Raw genomic sequence first — 13,418 nt, forward strand, 5'->3', positions numbered from 1 at the left:
GTTGTCTACAGCCCCAATGGACAACAGTTAGCTTCTGCTAGTTATGACAAGACCATTAAAATCTGGGATGTCAGTAGTGGTCAACTCCTCAAATCTCTGACTGGTCATAGTAGCGCGGTCAATAGTGTTGTCTACAGCCCCAATGGACAACAGTTAGCTTCTGCTAGTTATGACAAGACCATTAAAATCTGGGATGTCAATAGTGGTCAACTCCTCAAATCTCTGATTGGTCATAGTAGCGCGGTCAATAGCGTTGTCTACAGCCCCAATGGACAACAGTTAGCTTCTGCTAGTTATGACAACACCATCAAAATCTGGGATGTCAGTAGTGGTCAACTCCTCAAATCTCTGACTGGTCATAGTAGCGCGGTCAATAGCGTTGTCTACAGCCCCAATGGACAACAGTTAGCTTCTGCTAGTGATGACAAGACCATCAAAATCTGGGATGTTAGCAGTGATCAACTCCTCAAATCCCTAACTGGTCATAGCAGTTGGGTCTTAAGCATCGTCTACAGCCCTAATGGACAACAGTTAGCTTCTGCTAGTTATGACAAAACAATAAATTTATGGGATTTGGATTTCGATAACTTATTATTCAGTGGTTGCAACTTGCTGAATAATTACCTCATTGGGCATCCAGAAGTGTTAGAAGAGTTGGAATCATGCCAAACGCGATCGCGGTTAGCGCAGGGGGCGACAGTGTTAGTTACCCAAGGTGACAAGCTAGCACGAAATGATGATATTAATGGTGCTGTGGAAAAGTTTGGCAAAGCACAGCAGTGGAATAATAAATTAAAGTTTGATTCCCAGGCGAGAGCAAAAGATTTTGTCAACAAAGGCAAGGTTGAACGCTTAGTTAATGAAGGAAACAGTCGCTTAGAAGAGAAAAAGTTTAAGGAAGCAATAGCAGCTTATACCGCAGCTCTCAAGCTCGCTCCAAAAGCCAAAATTCCTGCTGATTTTTGGAATATACTATGCTGGGGAGGTAGTCTCCAAAAACAAGCTGCTGATGTTTTACCAGCCTGTGAAAAAGCCGTTGCACTTGCACCTGAAGATGGCAGGATTCGTGATAGTCGTGGCTTGGCTAGGGCGCTGACAGGCGACACCCAAGGGGCAATTGAGGACTTTGAAGCATACATCGCCCAAACTCAGGATAAAAATAGTAAAGCACAACGGCAGCGTTGGGTGAAAGATTTAGGGGCGGGGAAGAATCCGTTTACAGAAGCAGAACTTAAGAAGTTACGGAATTAGTTAAAAACGGTTACAAACCCTCTCTACACAGGCAAAACCTACCTTCGTGTGTTAAAAAACCTTAATTTTCTCTTAGTCCGCCTCTGCGGACTGACTACCCTGTGGAAAGGCTTTGCTTATGTTTGTGTATCGGCAAATTCTATTCGCCCTAGCTTTGTAGTAGCTGGGATCGCTCCCATTCAATAGGGCTAAGATTGAGTTGTATCAAATGGAATAGATGAAATTAGATAATCACAAGGTGGAAGGATGGCATATAGCGATTTTAGTCTCGCTAAGGTGAAAAAGAGTTTTAACTTAACACTTGATGAAACTCGGAATTTATTTGCTGATACAAAACCTGTTACACCATCAGAAACTCTCAAAACGATTTTAATAGATTACATTCCTTTAGCAACTGCAATTTCAACCGAAAAAGCCAGGTCAGAGTTTTTAATTGCACCAATCCTCGCAGAGATCAGACGATTATTAAATAATAAAATATCGCTATTCTCTGGAAATGAATTTAATGTTGATGCAATTTTAGGCTTACAAGGCTTTTGCGATTACATCATCAGCAATTCCCAGGAACAATTATTTATTTCTGCTCCAGTAATGTTTATTTTTGAAGCGAAAAAAGAAGATATTATCGGTGGTCTGGGTCAATGTGTAGCGGCAATGATTGCAGCGCAACTGTTCAATCAAAATCAAGGTAATGAAGTCGGACGAATTTACGGCTCGGTTACTAGTGGAACTAATTGGAAGTTCTTATTTTTAGAAGAGACAACAGTTTATATAGATTCGGCTGAGTACTATATTAAAGAAGTTGATAAAATTTTAGGTATTTTATTGCAACCTTTTTAGCCTGTTTTAACTACTGTTTGAATATATAGCAGGTACTGATGTAACTTACCTAGTCAAGGTTTAAAATTTGCTAAAAAATAAGAGAAGTTAAAAAACTCGTCTACCATTACCACTATTCAATTGATATGAGTCTATATTGTCTAGTTCACGGTGCTTTCCAAGCTACTTGGTGTTGGGATTTGCTAATTCCCTATTTAGAAGCACAGGGTCACAAAACTATAGCAACGGATTTACCAATTGAAAATGCATCTGCTACTTTGTCCCAATTGGCAGATGTAGTAATTCAAGCACTGCCAAAAACTGATAATGATATTGTGCTAGTCGGTCACTCAATGGCTGGTACTATAATTCCTCTGGTTGCAGAAGCGGTAAAAGTGCGTCAACTAGTATTTGTAGCTGCGCTCCTCCCCTATCCTGGAGTTAGTACACTCGACCAATTTTCTCATCGCCTTGATTCTGATACGCTCAAATCATTCAATTACCAGCCCAAAGACCCAAGTATACTCGAACAGTTCTACGATGAGCCTGATATGTATGAACCAGTTTCCGTAGGGAAAGATTATTCAGACGAAGCAGTATTAAGAGAATTTTTCTTTCATGATTGTCAACCAGATGTAGCACAGTGGGCAATCTCGAAAAGTCGTTTGCAACAATCTATGGCATATATTTTTGAAACGAATCCTCTAAAAGCTTTGCCACATGTTGAGCGTAAATATATTGTTTGTACTGATGACCGAATATTGTCTCCTACATGGTCACGCTATGCTGCACGCAAGCGCTTAGGGGTAGATGCCATTGAGCTAGCTTCTGGACATTGCCCACATCTGTCTCATCCTGACCTTCTGGCTACAGTATTAACTAATGATTAATTGTTTGAGTTTGGCTCGATTGTTGCTATAGCAAACTTATACCAATTCAATTAATTGATTGCAATACATCTTTCGGTAAAGACGCGATTCATCGCGTCTCTACAAATGGTCTATTTGTTGCATTCTTTTTTTAAATTGGTCAGGACTTACGCAACTGCTGCATTTTTGACAAATCTTATAAAAATGTGGAATATCCTATACCATTTCCTGAAATACTTGATACAAATGATTTGTCTCTAACTCTTTCCCTCTGCTCCCTGCCCCCTGCGGTCTTAATGATAAATCTTTAACCGGACATGATATTACTCTCTCCCAAGACAAACTTGTTCATAGCTTTTACCAGCAATATCCCAAGTGAATTCCGTTTCTACCAGTTGTCTGCCATTGTGAGACAATTCTGAACGCAGATGTGGACGATCAAATAGTTGACTAATAGCGATGACGTACTCTGCTGGTTTATTGGCTCGTAATGCCCGTAATGGATGACTAGCAACATCTACAGCTAATCCTTCTAAGCCGCGATCGCTCGCTACTACAGGTATACCAGCTGCCATTGCTTCTAAAGTTTTATTTTTAATACCAAACCCAGTCCGCATCGGTACAACGCAGATGGTGGCTTGATGTAAATATTCTGCCATCGAAGGTACACGTCCAAGCACATTAATTCCTGGTTTTTTATCAAGTGCTAAAACTTCTGCCACTGGATGAGAACCGACAATATCGAAAGTTGTATCGGGATAGAATTTTTGGATTTCTGGCAAAACTTCATTGCTGAAAAAGCAAACAGCATCAATATTTGCTAAATTATCCATTGCACCAATAAAAATTAGGCGATGTCCTCCTGGATCGATGGTACGGTTAGGAAAAGAAACTAAATCTACGCCATTGGGAATAACTGTAATTTCGCTATTGGGGTTAAATTCTTGTAGTTGAATTTTATCTTCTTCTGTTGTCGCCACAATTGCCGAAAATTTAGCGCAGTAGTTTTGCTCATAACGACGCAAAAGTGGGAGATTAATTTTATCTCTGAGTGAATTTTCTGAAATGCCTGTTGCTAGTTGGTTCCGACAGGTAGCATAAACAGAACTATGAACATTAACTATGGTTTTTAGCTTTTTGGGAAAATGTGGCTGCACATAAATTTCATTGACGCTATGTTCGCAAGTAATTACATCACATTTTCCCGCTTCCACCCAATTATTAACCCATGTTTGCATTTCAACTGAGTAGCGGTTAAGTACACTTGGCGGTGTTCCCTGCTGCAAAAATCTCCCAAATCGCTGTATTTTCTTCAAGATTCCAGTGGTTTGAGAATCTGGCGGACGTTCAAAAATGGCTAGATGATCCACACAATCACGTAATCCTGCTATTTCTGCGTCTGTAACATCACCCTCGCGTTGAGTCGCGAGGGTGATAGTATGACGTTGACTCAAGTACTTGAGTAAATTAAATGTTCTAACTTGGGTTCCTCCGCGCGTTGGTGGGTAGGGAAAGGTGGAAGATAACATTAAAATGTTCATACAAGTAATGAATCAAATGTGATATATGTACACCATGACCTCATTAGAGGCTGTATGTCACTCGCTTCGCTCAAATTCAAAATTCAAAATTAAGAAAGGTAAACATAACAAAGGTTTGAGAGTATGTATAGCCGTAGTCACATAGGTTAGGACAGTGTTGCTCGCTCAAAGGCTTGACAAAACTGGGTTTTTACTCAGCACGGGCTAAACGCCCCGCTACCGCTAACAGCACTTTGCTATATCTGTTGCATTCTTTTTTCCTCTTGGTATAACAAAAAACCAGTAGAAAACGCGCGTTTCCTCCTGGTGTTTGGTAAATGACTACAATAGTTAGGTGTGGTTACGATTTTTGGGTGGACTTGCTAATCTCACTGCTAAATGGGCGCTGCTTCTATTTTAAAGACGTCTAGTACAACACGGCGGAAATAAACATACGATTCAAAATGACGCGAAAGCCCGGAATACAATACTTTTGACTTTTGACTTTTGAACGCCAGTTGCTTCAAGTTGGGGAACCCGCCCAACGCACTGGCTCCTTTTGACTTCCGCGCAGCGGTATTAGTGTAATGATATTAGAAAGCTGCGACAGCTGCCTCAGCTACAGCTTGATCCTGTTCACCGCTACCACCACTTACTCCGATTGCACCAACTATCTGCTCATCGCGTTGAAGTGGTATACCCCCGGCAAAGATCGTGATTCGTCCTCCATTTGAGGCGTGAATACCATAAAATTGTCCTCCTGGTTGAGCATTCTCACCAAGGGATTTGGTAGGGAGATTAAACGCACGAGCAGTAAATGCTTTGTTAATTGAGATATCGATACTTCCGATCAACGCATCATCCATACGAATATGAGCAACAAGATTCCCGCCGACATCAACAACCGCAAGATTCATTGGTTGTCCGATTGCACGAGCCTTTGCTTCTCCAGCCGCTAGTATTCGTCGTGCGTCATCCAAGGATACAGAATGTTTGTCAGAAGTCATGGTAATTCTTTCAATCGTAGAAATGTGTGCGTTGAGGGCGTGTCAGCCCCTTTGGGGAAGTCAAAAGTCAAAAGTCAAAAGTCAAAAATTTACCAAGCCCATAAATAAATTTAGCGCAAAGTCGAGCCAGTGGCACAGTCAGGGTTTCCCGAATTGGGCTTTCCTGGCGTTGAGCGGAGGTTTCCACGCTCTCGCGCAGCCCGCCGCAGCGAAAAGTTGGAGCGGAGGTTCCCTCCGATCCAAACTTTTCAAGGCAGGCATCAGGGCAGTTCCTTTAAGCGGGGGAACCCCACCAACAGACTGCCTCAACTTTGTAAGAGAGGACTTTTGACCAAGGACGACAGATCAAAGCATAATCAAACCCAGTCGCACACCCACAGCAACAGCCTCGGTGCGGCTGGAGACACTGAGCTTTTGAAAAATGGATGAGAGATGAAATTTAACGGTATGCTCAGAAATATGTAAACGTTTTGCGATCGCTTTATTTCCCAACCCCGATCCAAGCATTCCTAAAACCTCTATTTCCCGTGGTGTCAAGGTTTGTACAGGATTTGTGACGATTTTTTCGCGGATAGACAGTAATTCTACAGCATCCGGGTGCAACACCAGTAAACCAAAAGCGATCGCCTCCACAGCCGCGACAATTTCTGACTCTGTGCTAGTACTGGGCAATATTCCCCGGATACCAGAACGTAACGCCATCTCGAAGTCGATGCTGTCGAGTTCTTCAACAATGACGATCGTTCCTAATGGATATTGCTGTTCTTGAATGATCAGCAATTTTTCCCACACCGCTTGTTGAAAATTACCGCTCAAATCTACCAGCACCACATCTGGTTGTAATTGCCCAACTTCCCTTGCCAATACATCCAAATCGGATGCACTCCCCACAACTGTCAACCGAGGATTGGTAGTCACCACAGTTGATAACCCTGCTCGCACTACAGGGGAAGTGGCAACCACCATCACCTGGATCATGTCGCCTCCACAGCAGTTTTATCAGACTGCACGGCAACATAAATCACGAATTGCTGTCTACCGCGTAGGAGTTGTAGCGGCACAGATCCTTTACTTTCATGGAGATTTTTGCTTAAATCATTCATGCTAGTGAATAATCGGCCCGAAACTCCAATTAAAACATCGCCGATTTGTACTCCAGCAATTTCCGCTGCACTACCAGGTAAAATTGACAACACCAATAAACCCAATCTACGCCTATCTAAAAGCACAGGTTGCAGCGTGACTCCCAGTTGCGGACGACTATTTCTCCGTAAAAAACGCTCAACGGTGTTGCTGGGAACTGCCACAGCCAAACCATTAACAATCATCGTGTTAATTCCCACGACTCGACCAAGACAATCGGCAAGTGGCCCCCCAGAATTACCAGGATACAGCCGCAAATCGGCCATAACTACTTGTGGATTATTTGCATAGATAATTCCAGTTGTCACAGCGCCACTGTCAGCAAAGGGATTACCCACCGCCAAGACTAATTCACCCACTCGTAGCGCCTCAGAATTGGCGATAGTTGCAGCAGTTAAATTAGTGGCGACAATTTTCAGGGCGGCTAAATCCTGTTGTGGATCAAATTGGGTACGCACTGCATCAAATACCCTTCCGTCTGCCAATTCTACAGTTGCGCGGTTACTGGTTGCCACATGGGCATTAGTGATAATTAGTCCGTCAGGTTGCCAAATTACACCAGAACCGACTCCTAAAGAGCCACTTTTTACTTTGACAGTGCGATCGCGTAGTTTAGTAGCTACCTCTGTCAATTCAGCAGCGATGTTAGTTAATGTTGTGTTTGCCATGTTATACAATTTTTGAGCATGTCAAAGTAGAATCAGTGATGTCATTTGTCTTTTGTCCTTAGAAACACAAATGACTAATGACGATTCGAGCAAAAAGGTGCAACTTCCAAGTTCAGAAGCTCAACGTTCAAGCAAAAAGGTGCAACTTCCGAGTTCAGAAGCTCAACATTCAAGCAAAAAGGTGCAACTTCCGAGTTCAGAAGCTCAACGTTCGAGCAAAAAGGTGCAACTTTCGAGTTCAGAAGCTCAACGTTCGAGCAAAAAGGTGCAACTTCCGAGTTCAGAAGCTCGAATGAATAGAAAATTTTGATAATTTTGACAAAACTAGTTAAACTGATCGCAAATTGGGATTATTCCTCTTTAGTAGGTCGTTCGCCAACTGTGATCGCTAACTCAACTAACACTCCACCCCGGACAACTTGCACGTTGACAGCTTTACCAATGCGATCGCTACTATTGAGCAGCGCCAACACATCACCTGTATCACCAACAGTTACGCCATCGAACGTTACCAAAACATCGCCAAGCAGTATACCTGCATTATCAGCAGGCCCCGAAGGCTCAACATTAACGACAATTACCCCAGTTGCAGAACTTAAATTCAGAGATGTTTTCAGGTTCTTTGGTAAGCGTACAGGTTGCATTCCTACACCCAAGTAGCCTTTTGAAATACGTCCTTTTGCTACTAATTGGTCAACGACGCGATCAACTGTAGCAGTGGGGATAGTCAGAGCAATGCCACGCCGCCCCGATGTATTCATGCCTACCACAAAACCAGCAGCATCTACCAAGGGCCCACCCGCAAAACCAGAGTAAAGGGTGATGTCTGGGCGGATGAATTGGTCAATATTGCCGCCACTCATACTCCGCCAAGCACCGCTAATTATGCTGACCGCACCCATCGCCGCTCTTAAGTCACCTTCGCTACCTCTTGCCAGTCCTAATACCAGATGACCGACTTTGAGCATTTCAGCATCGCCAACTTTTGCCACAGGTATTTCGACATTTTCTAGTTTAAAAACGGCTATATCGGTACTAGAGTCATGACCGACGAGTGTTACTGGTGCAGTGCTACCATTTGATAAGGTAATCGTGATGTCGTCATAGCGCTGGAGGCACTCATCAGAGGTAACAATGATGCCATCACGCCAGTGAATGCCGCTTGGGAAAACACGAGTACCCCCATTTACTGCAACTACAGCATTCCCAGCTTGTTCTACGGTGTCAGCTAAACTGTTAGACAAAGCCAGTAATGAAGACATAAGATTTTTCCGCAAATGTTTTTAGATGTTTATATCGTGCCGTTTTATCAACACAGACGACATCGGAAAAATGGGGAGAATTCACCCTAGAAAAATGGCTAGTACCGCAAGGCGGAAGTCAAAAGTCAAAAGTCAAAAGTATTATGGAATGGGCTTTTTAGGGATTTTAAATGGTTGCTCTATTTACGCCGTGGCGTACTAGGATTGACATCTACCCACATTTTTTTTCACAAGCTTGAGGTTCAGAGAGGCAGAGGGGAAAGAACTTATACAAGAACTCTCCTCTGCTCCCCTGCACAAGGTTTTGAGAGATGTGGTGAGAAATCCGAGATCAGCTTTTTGGTATTAGACCTGTCTTGAAAATGCTGATAGGCTTAGTGCACTACCTCTAACGTCTGATTAAGGCGTTGCATAAATGCGGGATAATTTGGCGGTTGAAACCATTGAAAATTCGTTCCACATTGGGCGAAATCATCTCATAATTCTGCAACGCCTAAAGATTAAATAACCACTCATACTACCTTATCGAATTCAATATAGAGGTACTTCAGTCCCCGCATGAGTATATTCGGTAAGTACTGATAACCGGATTGTCCCAAGCGGATGTTCTTAAGCCGTAGTAACAATCGCTGATATGCAATCTGCATTTCCTTACGAGCAAGCATAGCACCTAAACAAAAATGAATCCCATGACCAAAAGATAGGTGATTGCTGGCATTATGGCGGCGCACATCCAAACGCTCACCCTCAATAAATTTTATGGGGTCGCGGTTAGCAGCATCGAAGCGGATCATCACCAAAGACCCAGCTTGGAGAGCAACACCTCCTAGTTTTATATCTTCCGTCACAACTCGCCACATTCCCGCTGTTGGACTTTCCATCCGTAGAACTTCTTCAACAAAGTTCTCTAGCTGCGAAATATCTGTTTGTAGCAACTTTATTTGCTCTTTATTGTTTGCCAGCAACAACATCCCACCTGCGAGCGCACTGGTGATAGTTTCATTGCCAGCCACTAATATCTGCTGAATTATACTCAGCAGTTCAGCAGTCTCAAGCGATCGCTCTCCAGCTACCTTTGCCTGTACCAAGTCAGTGATCAAATCATCTTGAGGCTGTTTTTGGCGCGAGTCTATGACATCCTTAAAATAGTGCTGGAAAGCAACAACATCTTTAGCACACTCGATCTCCTGCTCTCTAGAGAGTGTGTGGCCTAGACGTGCAATAAAAGCATCAGACCATTGCTTGAACTTTGGCATATCTGCTTGCGGCACACCTAACTGTTGAGCAATAACTTTGAGCGGTAAAGCTACGGCAAACTCACTGACGAATTCACACTTGCTGCGATCGATGAAATTGTCAATTAGTTCATCAACAATCTGCTCAATCAACTCAGACATTTTGTTGACACGCTCAAAGGTGAATGCTTTATTCACTAGCGCTCGAAATCGCTCGTGTTCTGGCGGATCTGCTGTGAGCAGGGTGTTCATCTGAGGCCAGCCTTGAGCAGAAATTTTCTGCAACTCATCATCCTGTTCTTCTTTTCCAGCTAGTAAAGTAGAGAAATTGCTAGAGAATACTCTTGTATCCTTAAGAATTTCTCTCACCAAGTCATAGCTGGTAACGAGAAAGAGTTTTGCTCCTGTTCTGGAACTAGGTAGCTCCATAATTGGTGCTTGCTCCTGTGCCAGCTTGTAGAATTCATAAGGACACACAAGCACTTGTGGGTCAAAGAAGTTGTAGTCCGACAGATGCTTCATGCTTTTAATGGTGGTCAGTGATGGTTTACTTTGAGTGATTGTGCAGTCAACATTATCTTAACAAGTTACCTATCAACCCCACTCAAATTAGCACCACTCAAATCAACCTCACTAAAGTCTCTCTCCCCAGCAGCATAGGGTTGGAGCAACTCTTCAGCATCTATAACTCAACCCCTACATCAGTCATTCGATAAACAAATGCATACCGAATCAAGAGAAATCAACATGTTGACTCCATCAAGAAACTTACCTCTCTATGGCAAGAGAATTTTAGTAACAGCACCGAGAAATTATGCTTATAGGTTATCCGAACAAATTATCAAAAAAGGTGCTTTACCTGTTTTCATGCCTACTATCGAAACCTGCTATTTATCAAACTACACTCACTTAGATGCCGCTTTAGCCCATATAAACGAATTTGATTGGATTCTCTTCACAAGTCGAAACGGAATCGCTGCATTTTTTCACCGCATAAATGATTTGAATATTCCTATATCTGTAGTGCAAAAATGTCAATTATGTGCCTTAGGAAAAGATGCAGAAAGCTTATTATCTTTTTCTGACAAAGTGGATTTAATTCCAATAGAATCTAGCCCAGCCGGAATTGTGGCTGAATTAGCGAAATTTCCGCAAATTCACGAGAAAAAAGTGCTGATCCCGGTTCCAGAAGTTGTGGGTTTGCCTGAACCTGATGTTGTACCCAATTTGATTACAGATTTGCAACAATTGGGCATACAAGTAACTCGTGTACCTACATATATTACGCAGGGTTTAGACAAAAGTATCTACGGTATTGAATTAAACTTGATACGTCAAGCAATTATTGATGTAATTGCCTTTAGTAGCACAGTGGAAGTAGAAAGCTTTTTGACAATGGTTAACTCGCAAAGCGATTACGAACATTGTGTTATTGCATGTTTTGGCCCTTACACCACTGCTAATGCCCAAAAGTTGGGTATGACTGTCTCTATCGTGTCTAGAGATTACAGTTCATTTGAGGGATTTGCTGAAGCGATCGCAGCATTTTTTACTCTGACTTCTGATTAAAACTAAGCGTCTCAAGATGTAAAATAATCAACTAGATTTCACTCTAGACTAGGTGCACATAAACCCGTAGTATCGAAAATGGAGTTTATATTAAGTTAGGAAGTTTTACATGGCAACTTACAAAGTTACATTGCGTACCCCAGACGGCGAAAAAGTAATTGACGTTCCTGATGATGAGTACATCCTAGAGGTCGCTAACGAAGAATATCAGCTAGACTTGCCCTATTCCTGTAACGCTGGTTCTTGCTCTACCTGCACTGGGAAGCTGGTTTCAGGTAAAGTTGACCAATCGGATCAGAACTTCTTAGATAATGAGCAAGTGGACGAAGGATGGGTTCTTACCTGCGTTGCCTATGCTAGTTCTGATTGCACTATCGAAACCCATCAAGAGGAAGCGCTTAACGGTTAGGAGCGGGTAAGGGTTAAGGGCATTGGTGTCATACTTCAGCCCTAACCCTTTTTAAATCTCGTTTCTCCGGCTGAAAATGCTGCTCATTGAGCTGCTGCCTCCCTTGCTGGCGGTAGCAGCCTCTATTGTATACGTTACTTTAAAAAAGGTGTGGAAATTGAGCTGCGATCGCAAGTGGTTATAAATATGCAGCAACGTTTTGATAATTTGCCTTCTCTGAACGATTAGCCAAAACTTACAACTACTTCCACAATCCCACCGCCGACATTCAACAATTGCGTGCATGATAAAGGCAAGAAAAAGGCGAAATATATAAGAAATAGACGTTTATTAAATATAAAATTTCGTAGACAACATAATATTGGTAAATATATAACTGATTTTTATTGTCACGAAAAATTACTAATTATTGAGTTTGAAGGTAGTATTCATGCAAATCAGCAAGCTCAAGATTTTATCAGACAAAACTGGTTACTGTGATTCGCTTTAGTAATGAGCAAATATTTAATGATATAGAGTTAGTTTTACATAAGCTGATGCACGTCTAGATTGTACATTTTTGCATTCAGACCGTCTTAAGTCAATTGGTCATCTTTCCTTTGAAATATAAATGAATAATAACCATTGTACAGACGCGATTAATCGCGTCTGTACTGACCAATGTGTAACAGCATACAATTACTCAAGGAAAGAGGCTAGCACCAAGGTAAAAGGCAGGATAATAGAAGGTTTTAGCCTCGTTTATATTTATTAACATGGTTATGTTTTTTCCCACAGACTTACTTGGTAGAATTTTAATATGAAACAAATAGCCTTTAGTTGGTGCAAAAAATTAGCTCAATTTCCACAGTGATTTCTGATACAAGTTCTAACACTTTTTGATATTTGTAAATAATAATTTAGTATCAGAATTATTGAATAACTAATCTTAATCGTTTATCCTAACAAGTAGAATTGAATTTATGGCAACAACAGCTCTAATTGTCGGTGCAGGTAATGGACTGAGCGCTTCTTTAGCTCGCTTATTTGCCAAAGAAGGATTTACCATAGCTTTAGCGGCTCGCCAAATTGAAAAAATTACTCAATTGAGCAGTGAAATTGGCGCAGTTAGTTTCGCAGCTGATGCCTCAAAGCCGGATGAGGTAGAACAGTTATTTATTGATATTGATAATAAAGTTGGTTCCCCGAATATTGTCGTTTACAATCCTAGTTTTCGGGTGCGGGGGTCTCTTGTCGATCTAGACCCTAGTGAAGTGGCAAAAAGCCTAGATGTCACTGCTTATGGTGGCTTTCTTGTGGCTCAAGCTGCTACCAAAAGGTTTTTGCAACTTGGTGGCGGTGCTATATTTTTTACTGGAGCTTCAGCCAGTATTAAGGGTTATCCTTTGTCTGCTCCCTTTGCAATGGGTAAATTTGCACTACGCGGTTTGGCTCAGAGTATTGCTAGAGAATTAGCACCAAAGAATATCCATGTGGCGCATTTCGTGATTGATGGTGCAATCCGCTCCGCAGACCGCCAAGATCCAATAGATAATCCTGATAGTACTCTTGACCCGGATGCGATCGCTCAAACTTATCTCAGCATTCTCCGCCAACCCCGCAGTGCTTGGACTTATGAAGTAGAACTACGTCCTTGGGTAGAGAACTTCTAGGCAAAACAATTGCT

Annotated in this window: 14 protein-coding genes; 8 read left to right on the forward strand and 6 right to left on the reverse strand. The window is 42.1% G+C overall.

From position 1 onward, the window contains the following. The 3 genes from V7K56_RS17925 to V7K56_RS17935 all read left to right on the forward strand — a co-directional run. Positions 1-1,251 (forward strand): eIF2A-related protein (locus tag V7K56_RS17925; RefSeq protein ID WP_442940087.1); only part of this gene is annotated, 1,251 nt, incomplete at its 5' end. Positions 1,252-1,497: 246 nt separating this feature from the next. Beyond that, on the forward strand, positions 1,498-2,091 hold the full coding sequence (locus tag V7K56_RS17930) for a hypothetical protein (protein ID WP_334912217.1): 594 nt from the start codon (positions 1,498-1,500) through the stop codon (positions 2,089-2,091). A 125-nt stretch (positions 2,092-2,216) separates the two neighbouring features. After that, complete coding sequence (locus V7K56_RS17935; RefSeq protein ID WP_334912218.1) at positions 2,217-2,960, forward strand: alpha/beta fold hydrolase; 744 nt, start codon at positions 2,217-2,219, stop codon at positions 2,958-2,960. A gap of 302 nt (positions 2,961-3,262) precedes the next feature. Here V7K56_RS17935 and V7K56_RS17940 read toward each other — a convergent pair whose 3' ends face one another. The 4 genes from V7K56_RS17940 to V7K56_RS17955 all read right to left on the reverse strand — a co-directional run bounded on the left by V7K56_RS17940 (position 3,263) and on the right by V7K56_RS17955 (position 7,277). Continuing rightward, on the reverse strand, positions 3,263-4,480 hold the full coding sequence (locus tag V7K56_RS17940) for a glycosyltransferase family 4 protein (protein WP_334912219.1): 1,218 nt from the start codon (positions 4,478-4,480) through the stop codon (positions 3,263-3,265). A gap of 572 nt (positions 4,481-5,052) precedes the next feature. Beyond that, complete coding sequence (locus V7K56_RS17945) at positions 5,053-5,466, reverse strand: GlcG/HbpS family heme-binding protein (protein ID WP_334912220.1); 414 nt, start codon at positions 5,464-5,466, stop codon at positions 5,053-5,055. A gap of 345 nt (positions 5,467-5,811) precedes the next feature. Further along, positions 5,812-6,444 carry a response regulator transcription factor gene (locus V7K56_RS17950; RefSeq protein ID WP_334912221.1) on the reverse strand — a complete coding sequence of 211 codons (633 nt, stop codon included), beginning with the start codon at positions 6,442-6,444 and terminating at the stop codon, positions 5,812-5,814. Continuing rightward, entirely contained in the window at positions 6,441-7,277 is an 837-nt protein-coding gene (locus tag V7K56_RS17955) for a S1C family serine protease (RefSeq protein WP_334912222.1), read from the reverse strand. The genes V7K56_RS17950 and V7K56_RS17955 overlap by 4 nt, the downstream gene beginning before the upstream one ends. A gap of 70 nt (positions 7,278-7,347) precedes the next feature. On the opposite strand from V7K56_RS17955, the gene V7K56_RS17960 reads away from it, so the two are divergent. Continuing rightward, positions 7,348-7,587: a hypothetical protein gene (locus tag V7K56_RS17960; protein ID WP_334912223.1), complete on the forward strand. Its 240-nt coding sequence runs from the start codon at positions 7,348-7,350 to the stop codon at positions 7,585-7,587. A 40-nt stretch (positions 7,588-7,627) separates the two neighbouring features. Here the strand turns inward: V7K56_RS17960 and V7K56_RS17965 are convergent, their stop codons facing one another. Next, positions 7,628-8,539 (reverse strand): S1C family serine protease, encoded by a 912-nt coding sequence (locus V7K56_RS17965; protein WP_334912224.1) that lies wholly within the window; start codon positions 8,537-8,539, stop codon positions 7,628-7,630. Positions 8,540-9,051: 512 nt separating this feature from the next. Continuing rightward, positions 9,052-10,296 carry a cytochrome P450 gene (locus V7K56_RS17970; RefSeq protein ID WP_334912225.1) on the reverse strand — a complete coding sequence of 415 codons (1,245 nt, stop codon included), beginning with the start codon at positions 10,294-10,296 and terminating at the stop codon, positions 9,052-9,054. 225 nt (positions 10,297-10,521) lie between these two features. Between V7K56_RS17970 and V7K56_RS17975 the strand changes: the two genes are divergently transcribed. The 4 genes from V7K56_RS17975 (at position 10,522) to V7K56_RS17985 (ending at position 13,404) form a co-directional block, all read left to right on the forward strand. Continuing rightward, entirely contained in the window at positions 10,522-11,343 is an 822-nt protein-coding gene (locus tag V7K56_RS17975) for a uroporphyrinogen-III synthase (RefSeq protein WP_334912226.1), read from the forward strand. Between the two features lie 109 nt (positions 11,344-11,452). Continuing rightward, positions 11,453-11,752 (forward strand): 2Fe-2S iron-sulfur cluster-binding protein, encoded by a 300-nt coding sequence (locus V7K56_RS17980; protein ID WP_334912227.1) that lies wholly within the window; start codon positions 11,453-11,455, stop codon positions 11,750-11,752. Positions 11,753-12,031: 279 nt separating this feature from the next. Further along, a complete protein-coding gene (locus V7K56_RS37125) occupies positions 12,032-12,232 on the forward strand; it encodes an endonuclease domain-containing protein (protein ID WP_442940089.1) in 201 nt (66 codons plus the stop codon). 482 nt (positions 12,233-12,714) lie between these two features. Next, a complete protein-coding gene (locus V7K56_RS17985; protein WP_334912228.1) occupies positions 12,715-13,404 on the forward strand; it encodes an SDR family NAD(P)-dependent oxidoreductase in 690 nt (229 codons plus the stop codon). Positions 13,405-13,418 lie beyond the last annotated feature (14 nt).

Origin of the sequence: Nostoc sp. (assembly GCF_036917535.1) — a bacterium.
Taxonomy (GTDB): Bacteria; Cyanobacteriota; Cyanobacteriia; order Cyanobacteriales; family Nostocaceae; genus Nostoc.

What these genes read in the sequence shown, in the direction of transcription:
- V7K56_RS17930 (WP_334912217.1), top strand. Translation starts at nt 1,498, where the DNA reads ATGGCATATAGCGATTTTAGTCTCGCTAAGGTGAAAAAGAGTTTTAAC.
- V7K56_RS17935 (WP_334912218.1), top strand. Translation starts at nt 2,217, where the DNA reads ATGAGTCTATATTGTCTAGTTCACGGTGCTTTCCAAGCTACTTGGTGT.
- V7K56_RS17940 (WP_334912219.1), bottom strand. Translation starts at nt 4,480, where the DNA reads ATGAACATTTTAATGTTATCTTCCACCTTTCCCTACCCACCAACGCGC.
- V7K56_RS17945 (WP_334912220.1), bottom strand. Translation starts at nt 5,466, where the DNA reads ATGACTTCTGACAAACATTCTGTATCCTTGGATGACGCACGACGAATA.
- V7K56_RS17950 (WP_334912221.1), bottom strand. Translation starts at nt 6,444, where the DNA reads ATGATCCAGGTGATGGTGGTTGCCACTTCCCCTGTAGTGCGAGCAGGG.
- V7K56_RS17955 (WP_334912222.1), bottom strand. Translation starts at nt 7,277, where the DNA reads ATGGCAAACACAACATTAACTAACATCGCTGCTGAATTGACAGAGGTA.
- V7K56_RS17960 (WP_334912223.1), top strand. Translation starts at nt 7,348, where the DNA reads ATGACTAATGACGATTCGAGCAAAAAGGTGCAACTTCCAAGTTCAGAA.
- V7K56_RS17965 (WP_334912224.1), bottom strand. Translation starts at nt 8,539, where the DNA reads ATGTCTTCATTACTGGCTTTGTCTAACAGTTTAGCTGACACCGTAGAA.
- V7K56_RS17970 (WP_334912225.1), bottom strand. Translation starts at nt 10,296, where the DNA reads ATGAAGCATCTGTCGGACTACAACTTCTTTGACCCACAAGTGCTTGTG.
- V7K56_RS17975 (WP_334912226.1), top strand. Translation starts at nt 10,522, where the DNA reads ATGTTGACTCCATCAAGAAACTTACCTCTCTATGGCAAGAGAATTTTA.
- V7K56_RS17980 (WP_334912227.1), top strand. Translation starts at nt 11,453, where the DNA reads ATGGCAACTTACAAAGTTACATTGCGTACCCCAGACGGCGAAAAAGTA.
- V7K56_RS17985 (WP_334912228.1), top strand. Translation starts at nt 12,715, where the DNA reads ATGGCAACAACAGCTCTAATTGTCGGTGCAGGTAATGGACTGAGCGCT.